General features: G+C 63.1%; 13 protein-coding genes. 4 read left to right on the forward strand and 9 right to left on the reverse strand.

The features are described from left to right. Positions 1-119: 119 nt before the first annotated feature. The 6 genes from J3D46_RS16075 to J3D46_RS16100 form a co-directional block, all read right to left on the reverse strand. On the reverse strand, positions 120-1490 hold the full coding sequence (locus tag J3D46_RS16075; protein ID WP_231341851.1) for a DUF3100 domain-containing protein: 1371 nt from the start codon (positions 1488-1490) through the stop codon (positions 120-122). Then, the gene (locus J3D46_RS16080; protein WP_253468183.1) at positions 1487-2713 is read right to left on the reverse strand and encodes an amidohydrolase; all 1227 of its coding nucleotides are present in this window, start codon (positions 2711-2713) and stop codon (positions 1487-1489) included. Before J3D46_RS16080 ends, J3D46_RS16075 begins: the two co-directional genes overlap by 4 nt. Before the next feature lie 11 nt (positions 2714-2724). Continuing rightward, positions 2725-4272 (reverse strand): aldehyde dehydrogenase, encoded by a 1548-nt coding sequence (locus tag J3D46_RS16085; RefSeq protein ID WP_253468184.1) that lies wholly within the window; start codon positions 4270-4272, stop codon positions 2725-2727. A gap of 11 nt (positions 4273-4283) precedes the next feature. Then, positions 4284-5207 carry an NAD(P)-dependent oxidoreductase gene (locus J3D46_RS16090; protein ID WP_253468185.1) on the reverse strand — a complete coding sequence of 308 codons (924 nt, stop codon included), beginning with the start codon at positions 5205-5207 and terminating at the stop codon, positions 4284-4286. Positions 5208-5278: 71 nt separating this feature from the next. After that, a complete protein-coding gene (locus J3D46_RS16095; protein WP_374110842.1) occupies positions 5279-6163 on the reverse strand; it encodes a MurR/RpiR family transcriptional regulator in 885 nt (294 codons plus the stop codon). 180 nt (positions 6164-6343) lie between these two features. Continuing rightward, positions 6344-8254, reverse strand: a complete 1911-nt coding sequence (locus tag J3D46_RS16100; RefSeq protein ID WP_253468187.1) for an FAD-dependent monooxygenase — start codon at positions 8252-8254, stop codon at positions 6344-6346. A gap of 179 nt (positions 8255-8433) precedes the next feature. On the opposite strand from J3D46_RS16100, the gene J3D46_RS16105 reads away from it, so the two are divergent. Together J3D46_RS16105 and J3D46_RS16110 are read left to right on the forward strand one after the other, a co-directional pair. Beyond that, a complete protein-coding gene (locus J3D46_RS16105; RefSeq protein ID WP_374110803.1) occupies positions 8434-9384 on the forward strand; it encodes a 5'-3' exonuclease H3TH domain-containing protein in 951 nt (316 codons plus the stop codon). A gap of 190 nt (positions 9385-9574) precedes the next feature. After that, entirely contained in the window at positions 9575-10132 is a 558-nt protein-coding gene (locus J3D46_RS16110; protein ID WP_231341844.1) for a Clp protease N-terminal domain-containing protein, read from the forward strand. Between the two features lie 79 nt (positions 10133-10211). On the opposite strand, the gene J3D46_RS16115 is transcribed toward J3D46_RS16110, so the two are convergent. Then, positions 10212-11297, reverse strand: coding sequence for an acyl-CoA desaturase (locus J3D46_RS16115; protein WP_253468189.1), 1086 nt, complete (start codon positions 11295-11297; stop codon positions 10212-10214). 189 nt (positions 11298-11486) lie between these two features. Between J3D46_RS16115 and J3D46_RS16120 the strand changes: the two genes are divergently transcribed. Together J3D46_RS16120 and J3D46_RS16125 are read left to right on the forward strand one after the other, a co-directional pair. After that, positions 11487-11906: a YciI family protein gene (locus J3D46_RS16120; protein ID WP_159698432.1), complete on the forward strand. Its 420-nt coding sequence runs from the start codon at positions 11487-11489 to the stop codon at positions 11904-11906. A gap of 36 nt (positions 11907-11942) precedes the next feature. Next, positions 11943-13196, forward strand: coding sequence for an RNA polymerase sigma factor (locus J3D46_RS16125; protein WP_253468190.1), 1254 nt, complete (start codon positions 11943-11945; stop codon positions 13194-13196). A 117-nt stretch (positions 13197-13313) separates the two neighbouring features. Here the strand turns inward: J3D46_RS16125 and J3D46_RS16130 are convergent, their stop codons facing one another. Together J3D46_RS16130 and J3D46_RS16135 are read right to left on the reverse strand one after the other, a co-directional pair. Next, positions 13314-15338, reverse strand: a complete 2025-nt coding sequence (locus tag J3D46_RS16130; protein ID WP_253468191.1) for an HNH endonuclease signature motif containing protein — start codon at positions 15336-15338, stop codon at positions 13314-13316. 108 nt (positions 15339-15446) lie between these two features. Continuing rightward, positions 15447-17135: a DapH/DapD/GlmU-related protein gene (locus J3D46_RS16135; RefSeq protein ID WP_253468192.1), complete on the reverse strand. Its 1689-nt coding sequence runs from the start codon at positions 17133-17135 to the stop codon at positions 15447-15449. Positions 17136-17182: the final 47 nt, after the last annotated feature.

Below are 17182 nucleotides of genomic sequence, written 5' to 3' on the forward strand. Positions count from 1 at the left end.
CCAGGAGGGACCACCACCTCATTCTCGTCCCGATCCCGGTCCTTTGCCAGAGCGGCCGGGCACGAAAAGGCCTGCTTCCCTGATAGGGAAACAGGCCTTTCCGTAGTTTCAGAAAGTGATCAGTGCCAGAGGCCCAGGGCGAACTCCGCGATCACTGTCGAGAGGATGAAAGACGCGGTGATGGCCACCAAGCCGACGGGAATGATCTTCCAACCGATGTTCCGCAGCAACGGGATGTCCTTGCCGAGCGAAAGACCGGCAAGGGTCAGCATCACCGTCGCAATGGAGAGGAAGTCCACGGTTTTGACGGCTTCATTCAGGACCCCGGAGCCAAAGAACCACGGGCTCGAAATGTAGGCGCCAATGGTGGTGATGAAGACGATGGCCGAGATCTTCCTGGTGATCTTTGCGAGCAACAGGCTGACAAGTACCAAAGCCAGCATGATGCCGTAGCCTGCCAGGATGGACAAGCTCAGGCCCTTGGCGGCCACGGCTGCAGTGCCAACACCCAACACCGTCAGGACGGACAGGGATAGCCACAATGGCAATGTCATGGCGGCCGAGGACTTTGCGACTTCCTCCCGGAACCGGCGGTTCTCTTCGGCCTGGACCTCGTCTTGCGCAAGCTCTGCATCGGTCCGGGCCTGGGGCACCGTGCCGGCAGCAACCTTCTGCGCTTCTTTGTTCCGGGTCAGCACCTTGTAGAACTTGTCAGCCACGGGAAGGGCAATATAGATGCCCACGTACACACCCAGAATGGTGGTGATGAGGTTGGAGACAGCTGCCATGCCGAGGATGGCCTCCTGGTCGGCCGGGTACGCGGCGATGATGCTTGCGGCCGAGGCGGCCATCATGGACCCCGAACCAACACCCGCGCCCATAGCCAAGGCCAGTGGATCGAAGATCTTCCAGTTGGCCACCAACGAGGTCAGCAGTGTGATGAAAATGGCGCCGAACAAGGTTCCAAAGACGTACATGGCCAGGACGCCGCGGTATTGGTCGGAATCAGGACCGTATTTCTCAGAAACCATGGCGAACGAAGGTTCGCGGTCCAGGGAGAAAGTGGCTCCCACAGTGGCTTTGCCCATGCGCAACAGCACGGCAAGCGGAAGTGCCAGGACGATAGTTCCCAGCAAGTGGCCCACTTCCTGTAGGAGGAGTGCGGGGCCGGCCTTGATGAGGCTGGGCAGGCTCGGGCCGATGTTGAAGGCCAGCCTGGCCACCAGGAGCAAAACGGCCACACCCACCAGGGCCGCAGCCACACGCTGCAGGTCCAGGCCCAACGGCTTGAATTTCTGGATGGAGACCAGCAATCCGAGGATCAGGCCCCAAACCATCGGGAAAATGATGATCGCGCCAATGCCCAGATCAATCTTGGCCTGACCGATGAACTGAACCGCAAGGGCGATGACAAAGGCCAGCGCGGCGATCGGAAGCGTAAGCCGTGTGCCGGCCTTATCCGTCCGCGCGGTTTCGGTGTTGGTGCTCATGATGTTGCTTCCTGGATCGGGGCTTCGGGGCGGTAGGCCGCCTGGACGAAGCGTTCTCTCTGCTGGTGATTGGTTGCGGCGCCCGCCACTGTCCACGCCAGCGCTGTGGCTGCCTCGAACATGACGGCGTACGCCTGGGGTGTGTTCGCAAGGGCCGCGAAGCCGTGCGAGTGGATGGGGACATTGGCTCCGGGAATGCTGAGCCAGGGATGCAGGGATGGAATGACCTGGGAAATGTTGCCCATGTCGGTGGAGCCGCCTCCCATGCCAGCTGCGGGCGAGGTGTCCTTGCCGAACGAGTCCATGGCTGCCGTCCAGTGGCCGGCAAGGTCCCCGTCCTGGATCAGCGGTTCGTACAAGGGTTCGGCTGCCGTGATGTCAAGGGTGGTTCCCGTGGCCAGGGCCGCCCCTTCAAAGCAACGCTTGACGCGCTCAAGCAACGCCTCATACTCGGGGAGCGTGAAAGCCCGGCACTCGAACGGCACTACGGCATGATCGGGAATGATGTTGGTGACATGTCCGGCCTCAGCCACATAGCAAGCTACCCGGTGATCGCCAGGGATCTGCTGCCGCAGCAAGCCAATGGCCACTTGGCTGAGCACCGCTGCGTCCCCTGCGTTCACGCCCATATGCGGCGCGGCCGCAGCGTGGGCGGCCTTGCCGGTGAAGACTGCCTCGTACCTGCCCACGGCCTGGGCGGTGGTCCCAGCGGGGTTGTAGGTGACGCCGTCCTGAACCGGATGAACCATCAGTGCAAGGCCAACGCCGTCAAAGGCACCGCCTTCCAGCATCAATACCTTGCCGCCGCCATGCTCCTCCGCCGGTGTGCCAATGGCCTTCAAGGTAATGCCGAGTTCGTCGACGTGGGGGAGCAAGGCCAACGCTGCCGCCACGGATGCCCCGGCTATGAGATTGTGCCCGCAGGCATGGCCTACCGAGGGCAGGGCGTCATATTCGACGCACATAGCCACTACCAGCTCACCTGTTCCGGCGGTTGCCGTGAACGCGGTGGGGAGGCCTGCCGTTCCTTTGGTGACTTCGAAGCCCCCTTCGGCCAGCAAAGAGGTGATGGCCTCGGCAGCCTGGACTTCCTCGAAGGAGATCTCGGGATTGGCGTGCAGGCTCTCTGAGAGTTCGCGCACCTTGGGCTTCCAGGTGGCGACGCCGCCTTCCAAGGCCGTTCGCAGGTGGTCGGCAGATGCTGTGGTGTTGGTATTTTCCATGATCATTCCTGCTAGTAGGACAGGGACGGGAAGGGAGATCCGGCTGCCCGGGTGGGGACCCAGACCGCCTTTGTCTGTGTGTACTCGTCCAGAACGCCAGGGCCTGAGGAGCGGCCGTGGCCTGAATCGCCAAAGCCACCGAACGGGACGGCTACGTGGATGGTCTTGTACGAGTTGATCCAGAACGTCCCGGCCTTTACCTCGCGTGCGATGTGGTGTGCCCGGGAAATGTCGGAGGTCCACACGGCGCCCGCCAGGCCAAAGTTGGTGTTATTCGCTCGTGCGATGGCCTCGGCCTCTGTATCAAAAGCATCTGCACCCACCACCGGGCCAAAGACCTCGGTGGTTTCCAATCGGTTGGCAGGGGTGACGCCATCCAAGAGGGTTGGCATCACCCAGTGGCCGCCGGCAAGACCGGAGCTTCTCAGCGCCTCCGGCAGGGTCGCGCCGGTAACCCGGCGGCCGCCGTCGTTCATTCCCGTTTCGATCAGCGAGGTAACGGTGGCGAACTGCGGAGCCGTAATGATCGGCCCCACCTCGGTAGTGGAATCCAGCGGGTCTCCGACACGGAGCCGGGCAGCGCGGTCGGCCACCAGCTCGATGAACCTGGCGTGGACGCTTCGTTCCACCAGGAGGCGGGAGCCTGCGACGCAGGACTGGCCGGCACCGGAGAAGATGGCGGAGATGGCGCCATCGGCGGCCCGCTCCAAGTCGGCATCGGCGAAGACGATGTTGGCGCTCTTGCCGCCAAGCTCCAGGAGGGCCGGGATACCGGCCCCGGCAGCAGCCACCGCCACACGGCGGCCGGTGGGCACGGAACCAATGAAGCTGATCTTGCCAACGCGCCGGTCAGTGGTGAGGGTTGCGCCAACGGTCTGGCCCAACCCGGTGGCAACGTTGAAGGCGCCGTCCGGGAGTCCGGCGTCGTGGGCCAACTGAGCCAGCCGGACCGTGGTGGCGGGCGTGAATTCGCTGGGCTTGATGATCACCGCATTGCCGGCAGCCAGTGGTGCAGCTGAGTTCCACCCGGCAGTGAACAGGGGCGCATTCCAGGGCGTGATGGCGACGACGACACCCCAAGGGACCCGTTCGGTGTAGGTATGCCAAGGGCCGGGAACGGGTATGGTCTGCCCAGTCAATTTGTCTGCCCAACCGGCATAGTAGCCGAACATTTCCGCGACTTTGGCCGCTTCGACGCGGGCATCGCGGATGGGCTTGCCTGTGGTGGACGATTCCAGGATCGCCAATTCTTCTGTGTGTGCTTCGACCACCCTGCTGACGTTGCGGAGGATGGCGGCGCGCTCGAAGCCGTTCAACTTTCCCCAGGTCGCAGCGCCGCGGACGGAGCTTTCAAGGATGGCGTTGGCACCTTCGGTGCCGGGATCGGCGTATTCGGCGAAGGATCTGCCCGTGGCTGCGGACGTCAGGGTGATGGTGCTCCCGGAGCCCGGGACTACCTTTCCGTCCATGAAGGCGCCAAGGCCCTGGGGGAAAGCTGAGTCCAGGACTGTCCGGGCGGTCTCCGCCGAGGATGCTGTTGGGGCTGTGGTGATGCTCAATCTCGTGTCCTTTACTTGCGGGTGCGTGGTGACGCGGACGGGGACTTGTCCGGGGCTCCGGCCGGTGTCACGGAAGGGGCCACCGTTCTGGCAATTTCGGTGAAGTCCGCCGCCGGTCCAAGGACGGCCAGTGCGTCCTGCCATTGGCTGGCCGCAGCGGCCAGCAGTTCAGGCTGCTGGCCCATTTGCCGGGCAATGTCGATGGCCAGGGCGGCGTCCCTGGCCATGAGGCCCAAAGAGAACCCGGAATCATGCGTTCCGGATATGACCCAGTTGGGGTACATGGCCTCCGAGACCTTGCTGCCGCCGGAGGCATTGCTGATGCTGGCGGCCGCAACGGCCGGATCGATGCCGTAGGCCTTGGCCACCCCCAGGGCTTCCCCTACGGACACCAGGTTCGCTGCGGCCAGGACGTTGTTCAGCAGCTTGACGACGTTGCCGCTTCCCGGTCCGCCGATGTGCGCATACTTGCCGCCTGTCAACGCTTTCAGGATGGGCCCGGCCGCCGTCAACGCGCTCTCGGTCGCTCCGACGAACGCACTCAGGTTGCCGGTCGCAGCGCCGTCCCGCCCGCCGGAAACAGGGGCGTCCACGAATGCGGCGCCGCTGGTGGACGCCAGTTCTGCCATGGATTTGCTGGTGCCCGGCTCAGAGGTAGTGGTGTCGATGATGGCGATGGTCCCGGGAGCCGCGAGGAGCGTGGGAACTGTGGCCTCGACGACACTGGCGGAAGGCAGGGACAGGACCGCATACGGGGTTCCTGCCAAGTCCTTTGCCTCCGCCGTAGTGGAGATGCCGGTGAGGGCAGCGGCATCCCGTGCCGCTTCCGAAGGATCGAAACCCGTGACGGTCCAGCCGGCGCGGTGCAAGGTCGATGCCATGGCACCGCCCATGGACCCGAGGCCAATGACGGCGACGCGACGAATATTGCTCATGAAGTACTCCTGGTGGGGCATTGTGAGGGTTCTTTTTGTTGGGGGCGTCCATAGGTGGGCCCTGTACGACGTCAGTCCAGGTAGATGTCCAGGTCTTTCCACAACTGCTGTGTGCGCCGGATGGCAGCACGGCTGCGTTCCGGGTGGGCGGCTTCCATTCCGGCCAGTAATCCGTAGACCATCGAATTTGCTGCGGTGACTGACTGGAAGAACGAGATACCTTCCGATGCCACGATCAGCAGGTGGTCCGCGGCTGCGGCGAGGCGGCCCCGGCGCATGTCGCTGATGGCGACCACTGTGGCGCCCGATTGCTTGGCGGCTTCGGCCGTGACGATGATTTGCTGGACTGACCGCCACATGTTGACCACCACCAGGACGTCGCCGGGCCCCAGGGTGTTCGCAGCGGACGCGAGGTGCACGCCGCCGCGGTTTTCCAAGGTGATGGGATAGCCCATGGTTGAGCCGAGGTGGGCCATGACGCTCGCCGGGCCGGCAAAAGAGCCAATGCCGACGGCGGTGATGGACTTGGCTGAGGCAAGGGCGGCGATGGCCGCTTCGACATCGTCTGCGGTGTTTGAATCGAGCGTCAGGCGCAGGTTCTCGATGTCATGGTTCAACGCGTCGTGGAGGGGGCTGCGGTGCTCACCGTGCTCGATCAACGTGTCTTCGGTGGAGATCATCACCAGATAGCGGGAACGCAGTTCGCGCTGCAGGTCCGGCCAGCCACGGTAGCCGAGTCGTTGGGCGGTGCGGACGACGGTGGAGTTGTTTACGTCCGACCGTTGGGCGATTTCCGCGATGTCCGCATACGACGAGAGCTGTGGATTGCGGGCAATGACTTCCACTACGCGTGCCTGCGACTTGGACAGTGCAACGTCCGGCAGGGCATCCCCAAGCCATGCATGATCCGCGGATTCCCTGGCCGCGGGTGCGGCGCTGGTTGTGTCCTCGCTGATCTTCACTGGTTCTCCTTGTAACGAACATCACTCTGCAAACTGCATTGCAATAAAGATACTCTGCAATTTTGTTTGCTTCTAGTGGTTTGCGTTACAGGGATGTAAAACTTCGGCAGTGGTCAGCCGTTAACGAGCAAACTGCCGGCGGACCTTGGCGGCCCGCCGGCAGTTTCCCTATGTTCAGGCTTCGACGAGTCCCGCCGTCGGGTGGGTTTCCAGCACCGGAGCGAAGAACAAGCCGAGTTCCGCCGTCGCATGCAGCGGTAGCACGTTGGCGACGTACTGGTCGGGGCGGACCACCACGACTGCTCCGTCGCGGCTGATTCCGCGCAGTTCGAAGATGTCGGCGTTCGGATCGGCGCCGAAGACCTTCTCAAGATACGTGAGCTTGAACGGTCCAACTGTGGGCTTGAACGCGGCGGGCACGGCGTTGATGTCCACGCCCGTGTGGTCTTGCTGGTAGATCACCTTCACATCGAACCAGGCGTCGCGGTCAGCGCCCGACGGCGTCGCGGCCAGCGGCGAGTCCGGCGAGTTCGCGATCCACTCGGCAATGTCGGCGACGGGCCCTGCCGCGCCAGCTTTGGCGGCGTCAGCGAACACGTAGATGCGCCAGCGACCATCGGCCTTGGCGTGATGGCCAAGGTGCATGGGGTTCGTGTCGCAGACCCGCAGGACCGGTGCGGACTTGAATCGCTTGCCCACAGGGAAGCCCGTGGCGAGCTCCTGGTGCTGTGGCGCTGCGACCAGCATGGAGGGCGCATATTGCGTCATGAATCCTGCGGGGAACTCGGCCGTACTGGTGTAGAAGGTCTCCAGCTCCGCCGGGTCTTCGAACTCCTCCGGCTTCTTGGCCATCAGGGTAGACCACTGCTTGTCGAAGTCGATAAGGTTCTTCGCAACAACCTGGCGCTCGGCGGAATACGTGTCAAGCAGGCTTTCAGGACTGCGACCCTCAAGGACGTGGCCAAGCTTCCAACCGATATTGAAACCGTCCTGCATGGACACGTTCATGCCCTGGCCGGCCTTCGCGCTATGGGTGTGGCACGCGTCGCCGGTGATGAACACCCTCGGCGTGCGCGCACCGCGGTCCTCCGGCAGAACGTCGTCGAACCTGTCCGTGAGGCGGTGGCCCACTTCGTACACACTGTGCCAGGCGACGTTCCGGACATCCAACGTGTACGGGCGCAGGATGTCGTTGGCCTTCTGGATAATCTGCTCGATGGTTGTCTTCCGCACTGCTCCCTGATCGTCAGCGGCGACTTCGCCCAGATCCACATACATGCGGAACAGGTGCCCGCCTTCGCGGGGGATCAACAGGATGCTGCCCCCGGATCCGGACTGGATAGCGCACTTGGTGCGGATATCCGGGAAATCGGTCACGGCGAGGACGTCCATGACGCCCCAGGCATGGTTCGCCTGGTCGCCTGCGAGGTGGCAGCCGATCGACTCACGGACCTTGCTGCGCGCGCCGTCCGCCCCGACCACGTATTTGGCGCGGATGACGCGCTCCTGGCCCTCGTTGGAGCCGGAGGTGTGGGCGAGTGTGGCCGCGACGGGATATTCGCCTTCGCCTGTGACCTCAAGGCCGCGGAACTCGTAGCCGTAGTCCGGCGTCATTCGTGCGGGGGAGTTGGCCATGAATTCGGCGAAATAGTCCAATACCCGCGCCTGGTTCACGATCAAGTGCGGAAACTCGCTGATTCCGGCGGGGTCGTCCACGGCGCGGGCGGCGCGGACGATGCGGGAGTGATCGGCCGGGTCCGGCTTCCAGAAGGCCATCTCGGTGATGCGGTAAGCCTCCGCAATAATGCGCTCGGCGAACCCGAAGGCCTGGAATGTCTCGACGCTGCGGGCCTGGATGCCATCGGCCTGGCCGATGGCTAGCCGGCCGGGGCGTCGCTCAACGATGCGTGTTGTCACACCGGGGAACTGGGAGAGCTGCGCCGCGGTCAGCATGCCGGCCGGGCCGCTGCCCACGATGAGGACATCCACTTCGTCGGGAAGCTCGGTTGGGCGGTTGATTCCGACGCCGGCTGCCGGCTCGACTCGGGGGTCACCGGATACGTAACCGTGGTGGTGGAACTGCACGGGCTTTCCTCACTTCTTTGTGGGCTGACAATCACGAATTGTTCGATAATAGAACACCGTGTTCTATTATTGCTCACATCATCGTAATGCCGCTCACATTGGTGATCAAGTCTTTACCGTCCCTGACACCTGCTTGACCGGCGAATTTGCGTGTGATTCCTGCCGAAAGAACAGCAGGCATGTCAGGATCAGGTATGCCCCGACTGATGCTGCTGGACACTGCTTCCCTGTACTTCCGTGCCTTCTACGGCATCCCCGATTCGATACGCCGCCCCGACGGAACGCCGGTTAACGCTGTCCGGGGATTGATGGACATGATCGCCCGCCTCACCACCGACTATGAAGCAACACATGTCGTCGCCTGCTGGGACAACGATTGGCGGCCGCAATGGCGCGTGGATCTGATCCCTGGCTACAAGTCGCACAGGGTAGCGGAGATCGTTCCGGACGGTCCCGACGTCGAGGTCGTCCCGGACCCGCTGGAGGCCCAAATTCCGATGATCCGGCACGTGCTGCACCTCGCCGGGATAGCCGTCGTGGGTGTCGATGAGCATGAGGCCGACGACGTCGTTGGCACCTACGCGAGCCACGCGCAGATCCCTACGGATGTCGTCACCGGCGACCGCGACCTTTTCCAGCTCGTTGATGACGACCGCGGGGTCCGGGTTATCTACACCGCCCGCGGCATGAAGAACCTGGAGCTCGTCACCGATGTCGTCGTTGTGGGCAAATACCGGGTCCTGCCCCAGCAGTACGCCGATTTCGCCACCCTGCGCGGCGATGCTTCCGACGGCCTGCCCGGTGTTGCCGGGATCGGCGAAAAGACGGCGGCCTCCTTGCTCGGCACCCACGGCTCACTGGAAGGCTTGCTTGAAGCGGCAGAGGACCCCGACGGCGGGTTGTCCGCTTCCATACGCGCCAAACTGTCGGCCGCGGCCGACTACCTTAAGGTGGCGCCCGCCGTCGTGAACGTTGTGCGCGACCTCAAGGTACCGACGCTGGAAGACGTGGGAGCTGAGCTGCGTCCCGTCACCGGCGCAGCGCGCGCCGAACTTGAACAGTTGGCTACGGACTGGAACCTGGGTGGTGCGGTCAAGCGGCTGCTGGACGCTTTGGACCGGGTTCGCTGATTCGGCCGGACCATGCCGATTCGGCCGGAGCATAGGGAGAGTCCCTCACAGCTTCCGGATCACTCTCACAGCGGAATGACAGGTTCAGGACAGCGTGGGCTGGGGTTGTCCACTCATCGTGTTAAGAGGACGGCACTACTGCCCGTCCCTCAGACACCAGCCGTACCAACGGCTCATTGAGGAGAGGTACATGTCGAAAACCAAGAGAATTACGTTGGGAGTGGCGGCCGGAGCCCTGGCATTGGGTGCAGGACTTGGTGCAACGAGCATGGCAACTGCGGCCACCACGCCATCGCCCAGCGCCACTTCCTCTGCGGATGCGACAGCTCCGTCAGACCGCGGTGGTAAACCGGGCGGGCATGGCCACGGACGCGACGGTGGACAGATTGCGGCGCAGTTGGCCAGCAAGTTGGGTGTGGACGAGGCCAAGGTCACCGATGCCTTGAAGGCATTCCGTGAGGCGAACAAGCCCGCTACGCCACCCGCCGAAGGTACCGAAGGCACCAAACCGGACCGCACGGCCCAGGACGCAGCCCTGGCGAAGTCGCTGGCCGAAGCCTTGGGTGTGGACGAGGCCAAGGTCACCACGGCGTTGGAGGAAATCCGTGCCGAAGGTCAAGCGGAGCGTGCTGCTGCGCTGAAGACCAGGCTGGACAAGGCAGTCACAGACGGCAAGCTCACACAAGCTGAGGCTGATGCCGTGACCAAGGCTGTCGAGGCCGGGGTCATCGGTGGAGGCGGCCGCTGAACTGACTACCCCGTTGGCGTGAGGATCCCCCCGGAGTTACTTCCGGGGGATCCTTTTGCCATCCTGTGCCACCTTGCGGTCACCGGGGACGGAATTGGTCAACGACCGGGCACTCGAAGGGTTCTCCGGCGAACAAGCCGACGTCATCCAGATATCTCACCACGATCACGTAGGACGCTGCGAGGCCGGTTTCGGTGTAGGGAATACCTAACTCATCACAGCATGCCTTGACCATCCCGGACGCGCGATGAAGGTAGGGACGAGGCATGTCCGGGAAGAGATGGTGTTCGATCTGGCGGTTCAGCCCACCCATCAGCGTGTCCATGAACCATCCTCCGGAGATGTTCCGGGCGGTGAGTACTTGGCGGTTGAGGAAGTCCGTTCTGCTGGACGTGGGCAGGATGGGCATGCCTTTATGGTTCGGGGCGAAGGACGCGCCCATGTAGAAACCGAAGACACCCAGCTGGACGCCTAGGAAGGCGAAGGCCATGCCTAACGGAAGCATGGAGAAGACCAGGATGGGCACAGCCAGCAAGCGCAGCAAGAGGACGGGGATCTCCACCCAGCGGTGGTCAACTTTTCGTTGGTGCAACAGGTACTTCAACGAATCAACGTGCAGGCTCACACCCAGGAAGAACAACAGCGGAAACAACAGCCAGCCCTGTCGGCGGGTGACCTGCACCATGACGCCCCGCCGGGTACTGGCCGCTTGGGGGTGAAAAGCGATGGTGCCGGTATGGATGTCCGGGTCCTTGTCGATCACGTTGGGGAAATTGTGGTGACGCGTGTGCTTCTGTGCCCACATCGAGTAGCTGATGCCCACCAATCCGGTACCAACCAGCCGGGCGGACCACTCATTCATTCCCTTAGACTTGAAAACCTGATGATGGGCGGCTTCATGGGCCAGGAACGCGAACTGGGTCAGGACCACACCCATTACCGCCGCGATGAGCAGCTGGAACCAGGTGTCCCGCAGCAACAGGAAGCCGCTCCAGGTCCCGGTCCAAGCAGCCATCAGGATCACAAAAACAGTGATGTAGAAACCCCTGCGGCGTTTCAGCAATCCGGCGCTGCGCACGGACTTCAGGAGTGTCACGTAGCTGTTGACGGTCCGGGTGGCACCCCGGTCCGGCAAAGATTCATCGGACGTACGTTCTGGTGCCATGGTGCCTCGAACCACTTCCAGGCGGACTCAACACAATCGTTTCCCGCCGTCCCTCCAGACTACGCCGATGACGTGGACCGAGAGCCGGGAAATTGTTTTGGACCCGTTGTCGATTTGCCCTCGCGCCGTTCGACCTATGGATGAGAAGGTCGAAGGGCGACCTTCCACTTACACAGGAGATTGAGTCAGATGGCTAAATACATGTTGATCATGAGGGCAGACGACGCTTCGTACGCCAAGTTCGAGAACATCGATTTCAACGAGATCCTTGACGCCATGGGGCAATTCAACGACGAACTGATCCGCGCCGGTGTCCTCCTGGCTGCGGAGGGCCTGGAGGATCCAAAAGAGGGTGTCGTGGTCGACTTTACGGGGGAGACCCCCGTTGTCACGGATGGCCCCTACGGCGAAACCAAGGAGCTCTTTGGCGGCTATTACATTCTGGACGTCGCCTCCAAGCAGGAAGCCATCGAGTGGGCCAAGCGGGCACCCATGACCGAAGGGACCAAGACCGAAATCCGGCGCGTCGCTAGCATTGACGAGTTTCCGCAGGACAACAAATGGATCCAAAAGGAACGTGCATGGCGCGAGCAGACGGGCCAGCTCTAAAGCCGGCCTCGGGAACTGCGGTCAGCAGCACCTGAGGTGGGCAGCAACGAGGCAAGGGCCGCCGTCGAAGCGGTGTGGCGTAGTGAATCCGCACGCATCGTCGGCGCCCTTGCGCGCTATTCGGGCGATTTCACTTTTGCCGAAGACCTCGCCCAGGAAGCCGTCGCGGAAGCACTGGTGTCGTGGTCTGTCAACGGCGTCCCCGCAGAACCGGCAGGGTGGCTCCTGACTGCCGGGCGGCGCCGGGCGATCGATTCCTTTCGCCGGCGTTCTGCCCGGGACGAAAAGTACGCCCTGCTTGCCCGCGACCTCTCCGAGGAGGAACCGGGCGTGGACACGCTGTTCAACCCGGACTCGATTGACGACGACGTACTCGCATTGATGTTTATCTCTTGCCATCCGGTGTTGTCCAAGGAATCGAGGATCGCTTTGACGCTCCGCGTGGTCGGCGGCATGGGCACGGAGGAAATTGCCAAAGCGTTCCTTGCACCCGTTCCAACCATCCAAGCCCGCATCACCCGCGCCAAGAAAACCCTGGCGGCGGCGCACATTCCGTTTGCGGTGCCCGAGGCAGACGAAATTGCCGAGCGGCTTGGCTCCGTGCTGCAGGTGGTCTATCTGATTTTCACGGAGGGATCGTTCGCCACCACCGGTGACTCGTGGATGCGGACGGAATTGGCCAGTGAAGCACGGCGACTGGCCCGTGTGTTGGTTCGACTGGCACCGGAACCCGAGGTATTTAGCATGCTTGCGCTCATGGAACTCACTGCTGCCCGGTTTCCTGCGAGGCTCGACTCAGCCGGGAAGCCGGTCCTTCTGGAAGACCAGGACCGACGCCGTTGGGACCAGTCCGCGATTCGTCGAGGCAGGGCAGCGCTCTCGACGGCGGTCGGCGCCGGCCGCGGTCTCGGCGCCTATGGATTGCAGGCGTCGATTGCTGAATGCCACGCGGTGGCTCGAACCGCAGCGGACACGGACTGGCAACGGATTGTGATCTTGTACGAAGCACTAGGACGCTTGGCACCATCTCCGGTTATTGAATTGAATCGCGCCGTTGCGGTGGCCATGGCTATAGGGCCAACAGCCGGGCTGCAGTTGGTGGATGCCCTGGCGAACCGCGGGGATCTGCACGGGTCTCACCTGGTCCCGACCGTTCGTGGCGAACTCCTCACCAGGCTCGGCCGATTCGGGGAAGCAAAAGGGGCCTTGGCGGAGGCACTGGCCTTGTGCTCCAACGCTGCCGAACGAACAGCACTGGAGCTCAAGATCGCTGACTTGGCAGGCAAATAGCCTCAGGTCCCAACAACGTGATGGGGGCACAAGCCGAAGTCACACAAACGGCCCCCTGGTTGCCACGGCACACACCTGTGCGCAGCCGCGACACGCACGATGCCTGTGTCTGGATCCCTATGTTCTGTGGGGTGTGTGGTGGTGGTTGCGTCGGGGTGTTTGTTGGGGGTCGATGTGGGGTGGGGGGATGAACCAGGGGACCCCGGTTGTCATGTCGATCCTCCATTGTTCTTTGTGGATGAGGTGGTGGTGGTGGCTGCAGAGCAGGGTGCCGTTTTCTGTTCCGGTGGTGCCGCCGTGGGACCAGTAGGTGGTGTGGTGGGCTTCGCACCAGGGTGGGGGCATGGTGCAGTCGGGGAAGGCGCAGCCTTGGTCGCGGGCGGTGATGGCTTTGCGGATGTGGGGTGGGAAGATCCGGGTAGTGCGGCCGATGTCCAGGACGCGGGAGTCGCTGCCGAGCAGGACGGGGATGATGTCGGCGTCGCAGGCTATTTTGCGGATGGTGTTCGGGTGGATCGGGCCGGTGAACGTGGCGGTGCCTGTGTTCAAGCAATCGGTGCCTGTTCCTATGCCTGTGGCGGTGCCGGTTCCTATGCCTGTGGCTGTGCCGGTTTGTGTCCTGGTGCCGGGCTGGTGGTGGCCGGTGCCGTTGAGTTGTTCGAGGAGGTCGCGGTGGTCGATGGTGACGGTGAGTTGGGGGCGGAGTCCGCCGTTGGAGGGTAGTTTCCCGGTGGTCATGGCGAGGGCGCAGGCGCCGGTGAGGCCGTCGAGGAGTTTCTGTGCCCGGGTGCGGCGGTCCAGGTCCGGGCTGGTGCCTGTGCCGTTGTCTGGGCTGTGCCCGGTATCGGTGCTGGTTATGGTGCTGGTGCTGGTGCTGGTGCCGGTGCTGGTGCTGTTGCTGTTGCTGGTGTTCTGGAGTCGTGGGTTGGTGGCGGCGTTCATGGTGGTGGTGAGGGTTTCGATTTGTTCGTCGGTGGCGAAGATTTCGAGGTGGTGGAGTCCGTGGCGGCGTCGGCGGCGGAGGAACGCGCCTTGGAGTTGGTGGAGGATTTCTTCGGAGGGTTCGGGGCCGTCGTGGTCGATCCTGTCGGCCCAGCGTTTGGTCATTGTGGTGACGAAGTCCGGGTCGGTTTCGGTGGCGGTGGTGGTCAGGGCGTGTTCCATCCGGGTGATGGTGTCTTCGTCGGTGAGGTGCCGGACTTTGTTCAGGGCGGTGCTGATGATGGTCGCGGACCGGGACGGCACCAAAGCCGATCCGAGGGCCTTGGCGAGGACTTCGCGGCGGGCCGGGATTTCCTGCCCGGTCATGCTCTTTTGGGGGAGGACCTCGGCGGCGAGGGCGAGCCGTCGCCGGGCCTCACCGATGCCGATCCGCAACCGGGCCCGCAGGAACTCTGCCGCGTTCCGGTACCCGTCATCCACAACACTGGCCTTGGACCTGGCCCCATCCACGGACAGTGCGTTGGTGGAACGTGCTTCACCAGCGGAAACTGTTGAATCCGGAACCGTTGAATCCGGAACTGTTGCCTCCGGAACCGTTGCGCCCGTGCCACTCGTTGGCTCTTCGGGTGTTTCCGTCCAGCCGGTCCGCCATTCCGGCGCTGCTGCTGAGGACCCCGGCTTCGTTTGCTGTGCTTCCGCCCGGGACCGTTCCACCGCGTGGGCTGCGACGATCTGTAAGTACTCCACCGATCGGGAAATCTCTTCGACCTTGCCGGCAAAGTCAGCAGCCTCAACAAACCCCAACAGGGAAGCCTCATCCGAGGCGGACAAGCGTGCGGAGTCCAGAAGTGCAGCGCACTCAAGCAGCGCCGTGATGAGTCCAGGAGCAACCTCGGCGGAACCCAACCGCGGGGGAGGACCATGGAGGAACCCAAGTGGCGCCGTGGACATCAACTCAGCGGTTCCGGGCTCCGACGAACCGGCCACCGGTTCATTCCGAAGCAGCCCACCGCCAGGCAGTCCAGCGCCAGGCAGTCCAGCGCCCCGGGAGGTATCCGGGGCGGGAGCTGCCGCCGTCGCGACTTTGAAAGCCGCGAGACGCGCGGTGCCACTTTCAGCCCTCAGGGACCGTTGACGCGGCAGCCCACTGGCGCGGGGTGAACTTGCCCGCCGTGCCACGATCTGCCCGATAATTCCCATAACTGAACCCTGTCACGAGGCTCCGACATTTATAGCCGTCTGCCTCCCTTGGCGCTGCCACGGCGACTGCCCGCGGTGATTCCCGGAGGTGACTGCCCCAAGGTGTGCCTAGAGTGTCGGCAGCTGGAATGCGGCTTCAGGTCGATGCACGCCACGGGGCCGGTATCCCAAAGCTTCGGCGCTACAGAGAAGGTCCGCGAGATACCAGATGATGGCCAGCCACATCTCGGTTCCTTGAAGGGTTGGCAGATGCTGCCTGCCGCTCTCCGGCGCGGCGCTGAAGGCAATTCCCTCGCCCGGATGCCACCAGGCAAGGGCCTGCTTCAGCTGGGTCGCAGCCCATGCATTCACCTCATCCCGGCGGTGCATCGTCTGCTTCGACGCAAGCCATAAAGGATGGACAACGTCCAGGACGTTGCACGCGTTCTGCCGGCCGGGAGCGAAATATCGTGGGTCCTTGGAGTGCTCAAGGACGGTATCCACCAGGCGCTCAACGTTGGGGACCGGCAAGCCGAACTGGGCAAACGTGCCACGGGTGAGGCGGTAATATCCGTTCACTACTTTCAACCGGGTGTCGGCCGTGGGGGTACCCCATGTACCGGCCCCAGGATTGACGTGCGTCAACAGCCAGCCGAACATCGCCTCAACTGAACCAGGGGAGTTCGGATGCCTTTGGGCGAGGTTCCAACAGGCGGCAGTTCCCCAAGCGTCCACCCACGCGCCGGAAGCCCAGGCTTCCTGACGCCAAGGCAGGGCCTCCAGGGACGCCACCAACCCAGCCGGGTCCATCTCTGCCACGGCATGCACCGGGTAAAGGAACCGGCTGCCCAGAAGATCCACTGCGTATCCCACGGATAGGACGTGGTACGTGGCAGGGCCGGAACCGAACCGAAGTCCGCCATCGGAACCCTGTGGATCAAAACCCAGTTCCGGAACCAGGCCTGTCAATGGATCCTGGAGATTCTGAAGCCGCGATATGTGCTCCTCACGCGACAGTTCCAACGGGGCACAACCCAGAAGCATATCCGCTATTTCAACTGCATCGCAGTGCGCCCTAACGGTCGGCGCCGCGCCAGGCCGGTCCACATAACTGCCACCGGCGGCAGACGTCCAGTTCCTCGAAAGAATCGCAGGAGCGTCAGCGCGTGCTGCATCGGCGAAGGCCGCCAACCTGGCCAACAACCCGTCGTCGAACGCAGACTCCCCGGCACCGGATGGTCCAGCTGAAGCGGTCTCCCGCCTATCCCGGATCCGGCGGGCCGGGTTCCCTCCAACAATCGACCATTCCGGAACATCCTTGGTGACCACGGCACCGGCGGCCAGGACAGCATGGGATCCGACGGTAACTCCATCAAGGACCACAACGTTGGAGCCGATCCAGACGTCGTCCCCAAGCTGGATGCCTTTACTGGTCAGTGGTTGCTTGAAGACTGGTTCGGACGGATCCATCGAATGGTTGAAGCCAAGGATGGACGTATGGGCACCTATCCGCACGCCGCTGCCCATGGTGACGTTGCCTCGAACCACGGTGAAGGCATTGACGGTGCAGTCGTTGCCGATGGTGATGGTGCCGGTGACATATGCGTGAGCAGCAATAAACGAGTCGGCGCCGATGGAGAGGGCATCGGGATCGACGCTGGCAAGGGGCGAAAGGAATGCCCGTTCACCGATAGTGACTCCGGCCCGTTCCGCGAAGACCTTCTGATACTCGTGCTGTGCCCCGCGCTCCACATCCGATGCGGAAGTCCAGAACGTCCAAGGGGAGTAGTCGTAGCTGAGGTGGTGAGGGGCATTCACGTTGTGGACTCCGCGGTGAGTAATGGAAAGCGCTTCCCCTATTATTC

The sequence above is a fragment of the Paenarthrobacter sp. A20 genome, assembly GCF_024168825.1.
GTDB lineage: Bacteria > Actinomycetota > Actinomycetes > Actinomycetales > Micrococcaceae > Arthrobacter.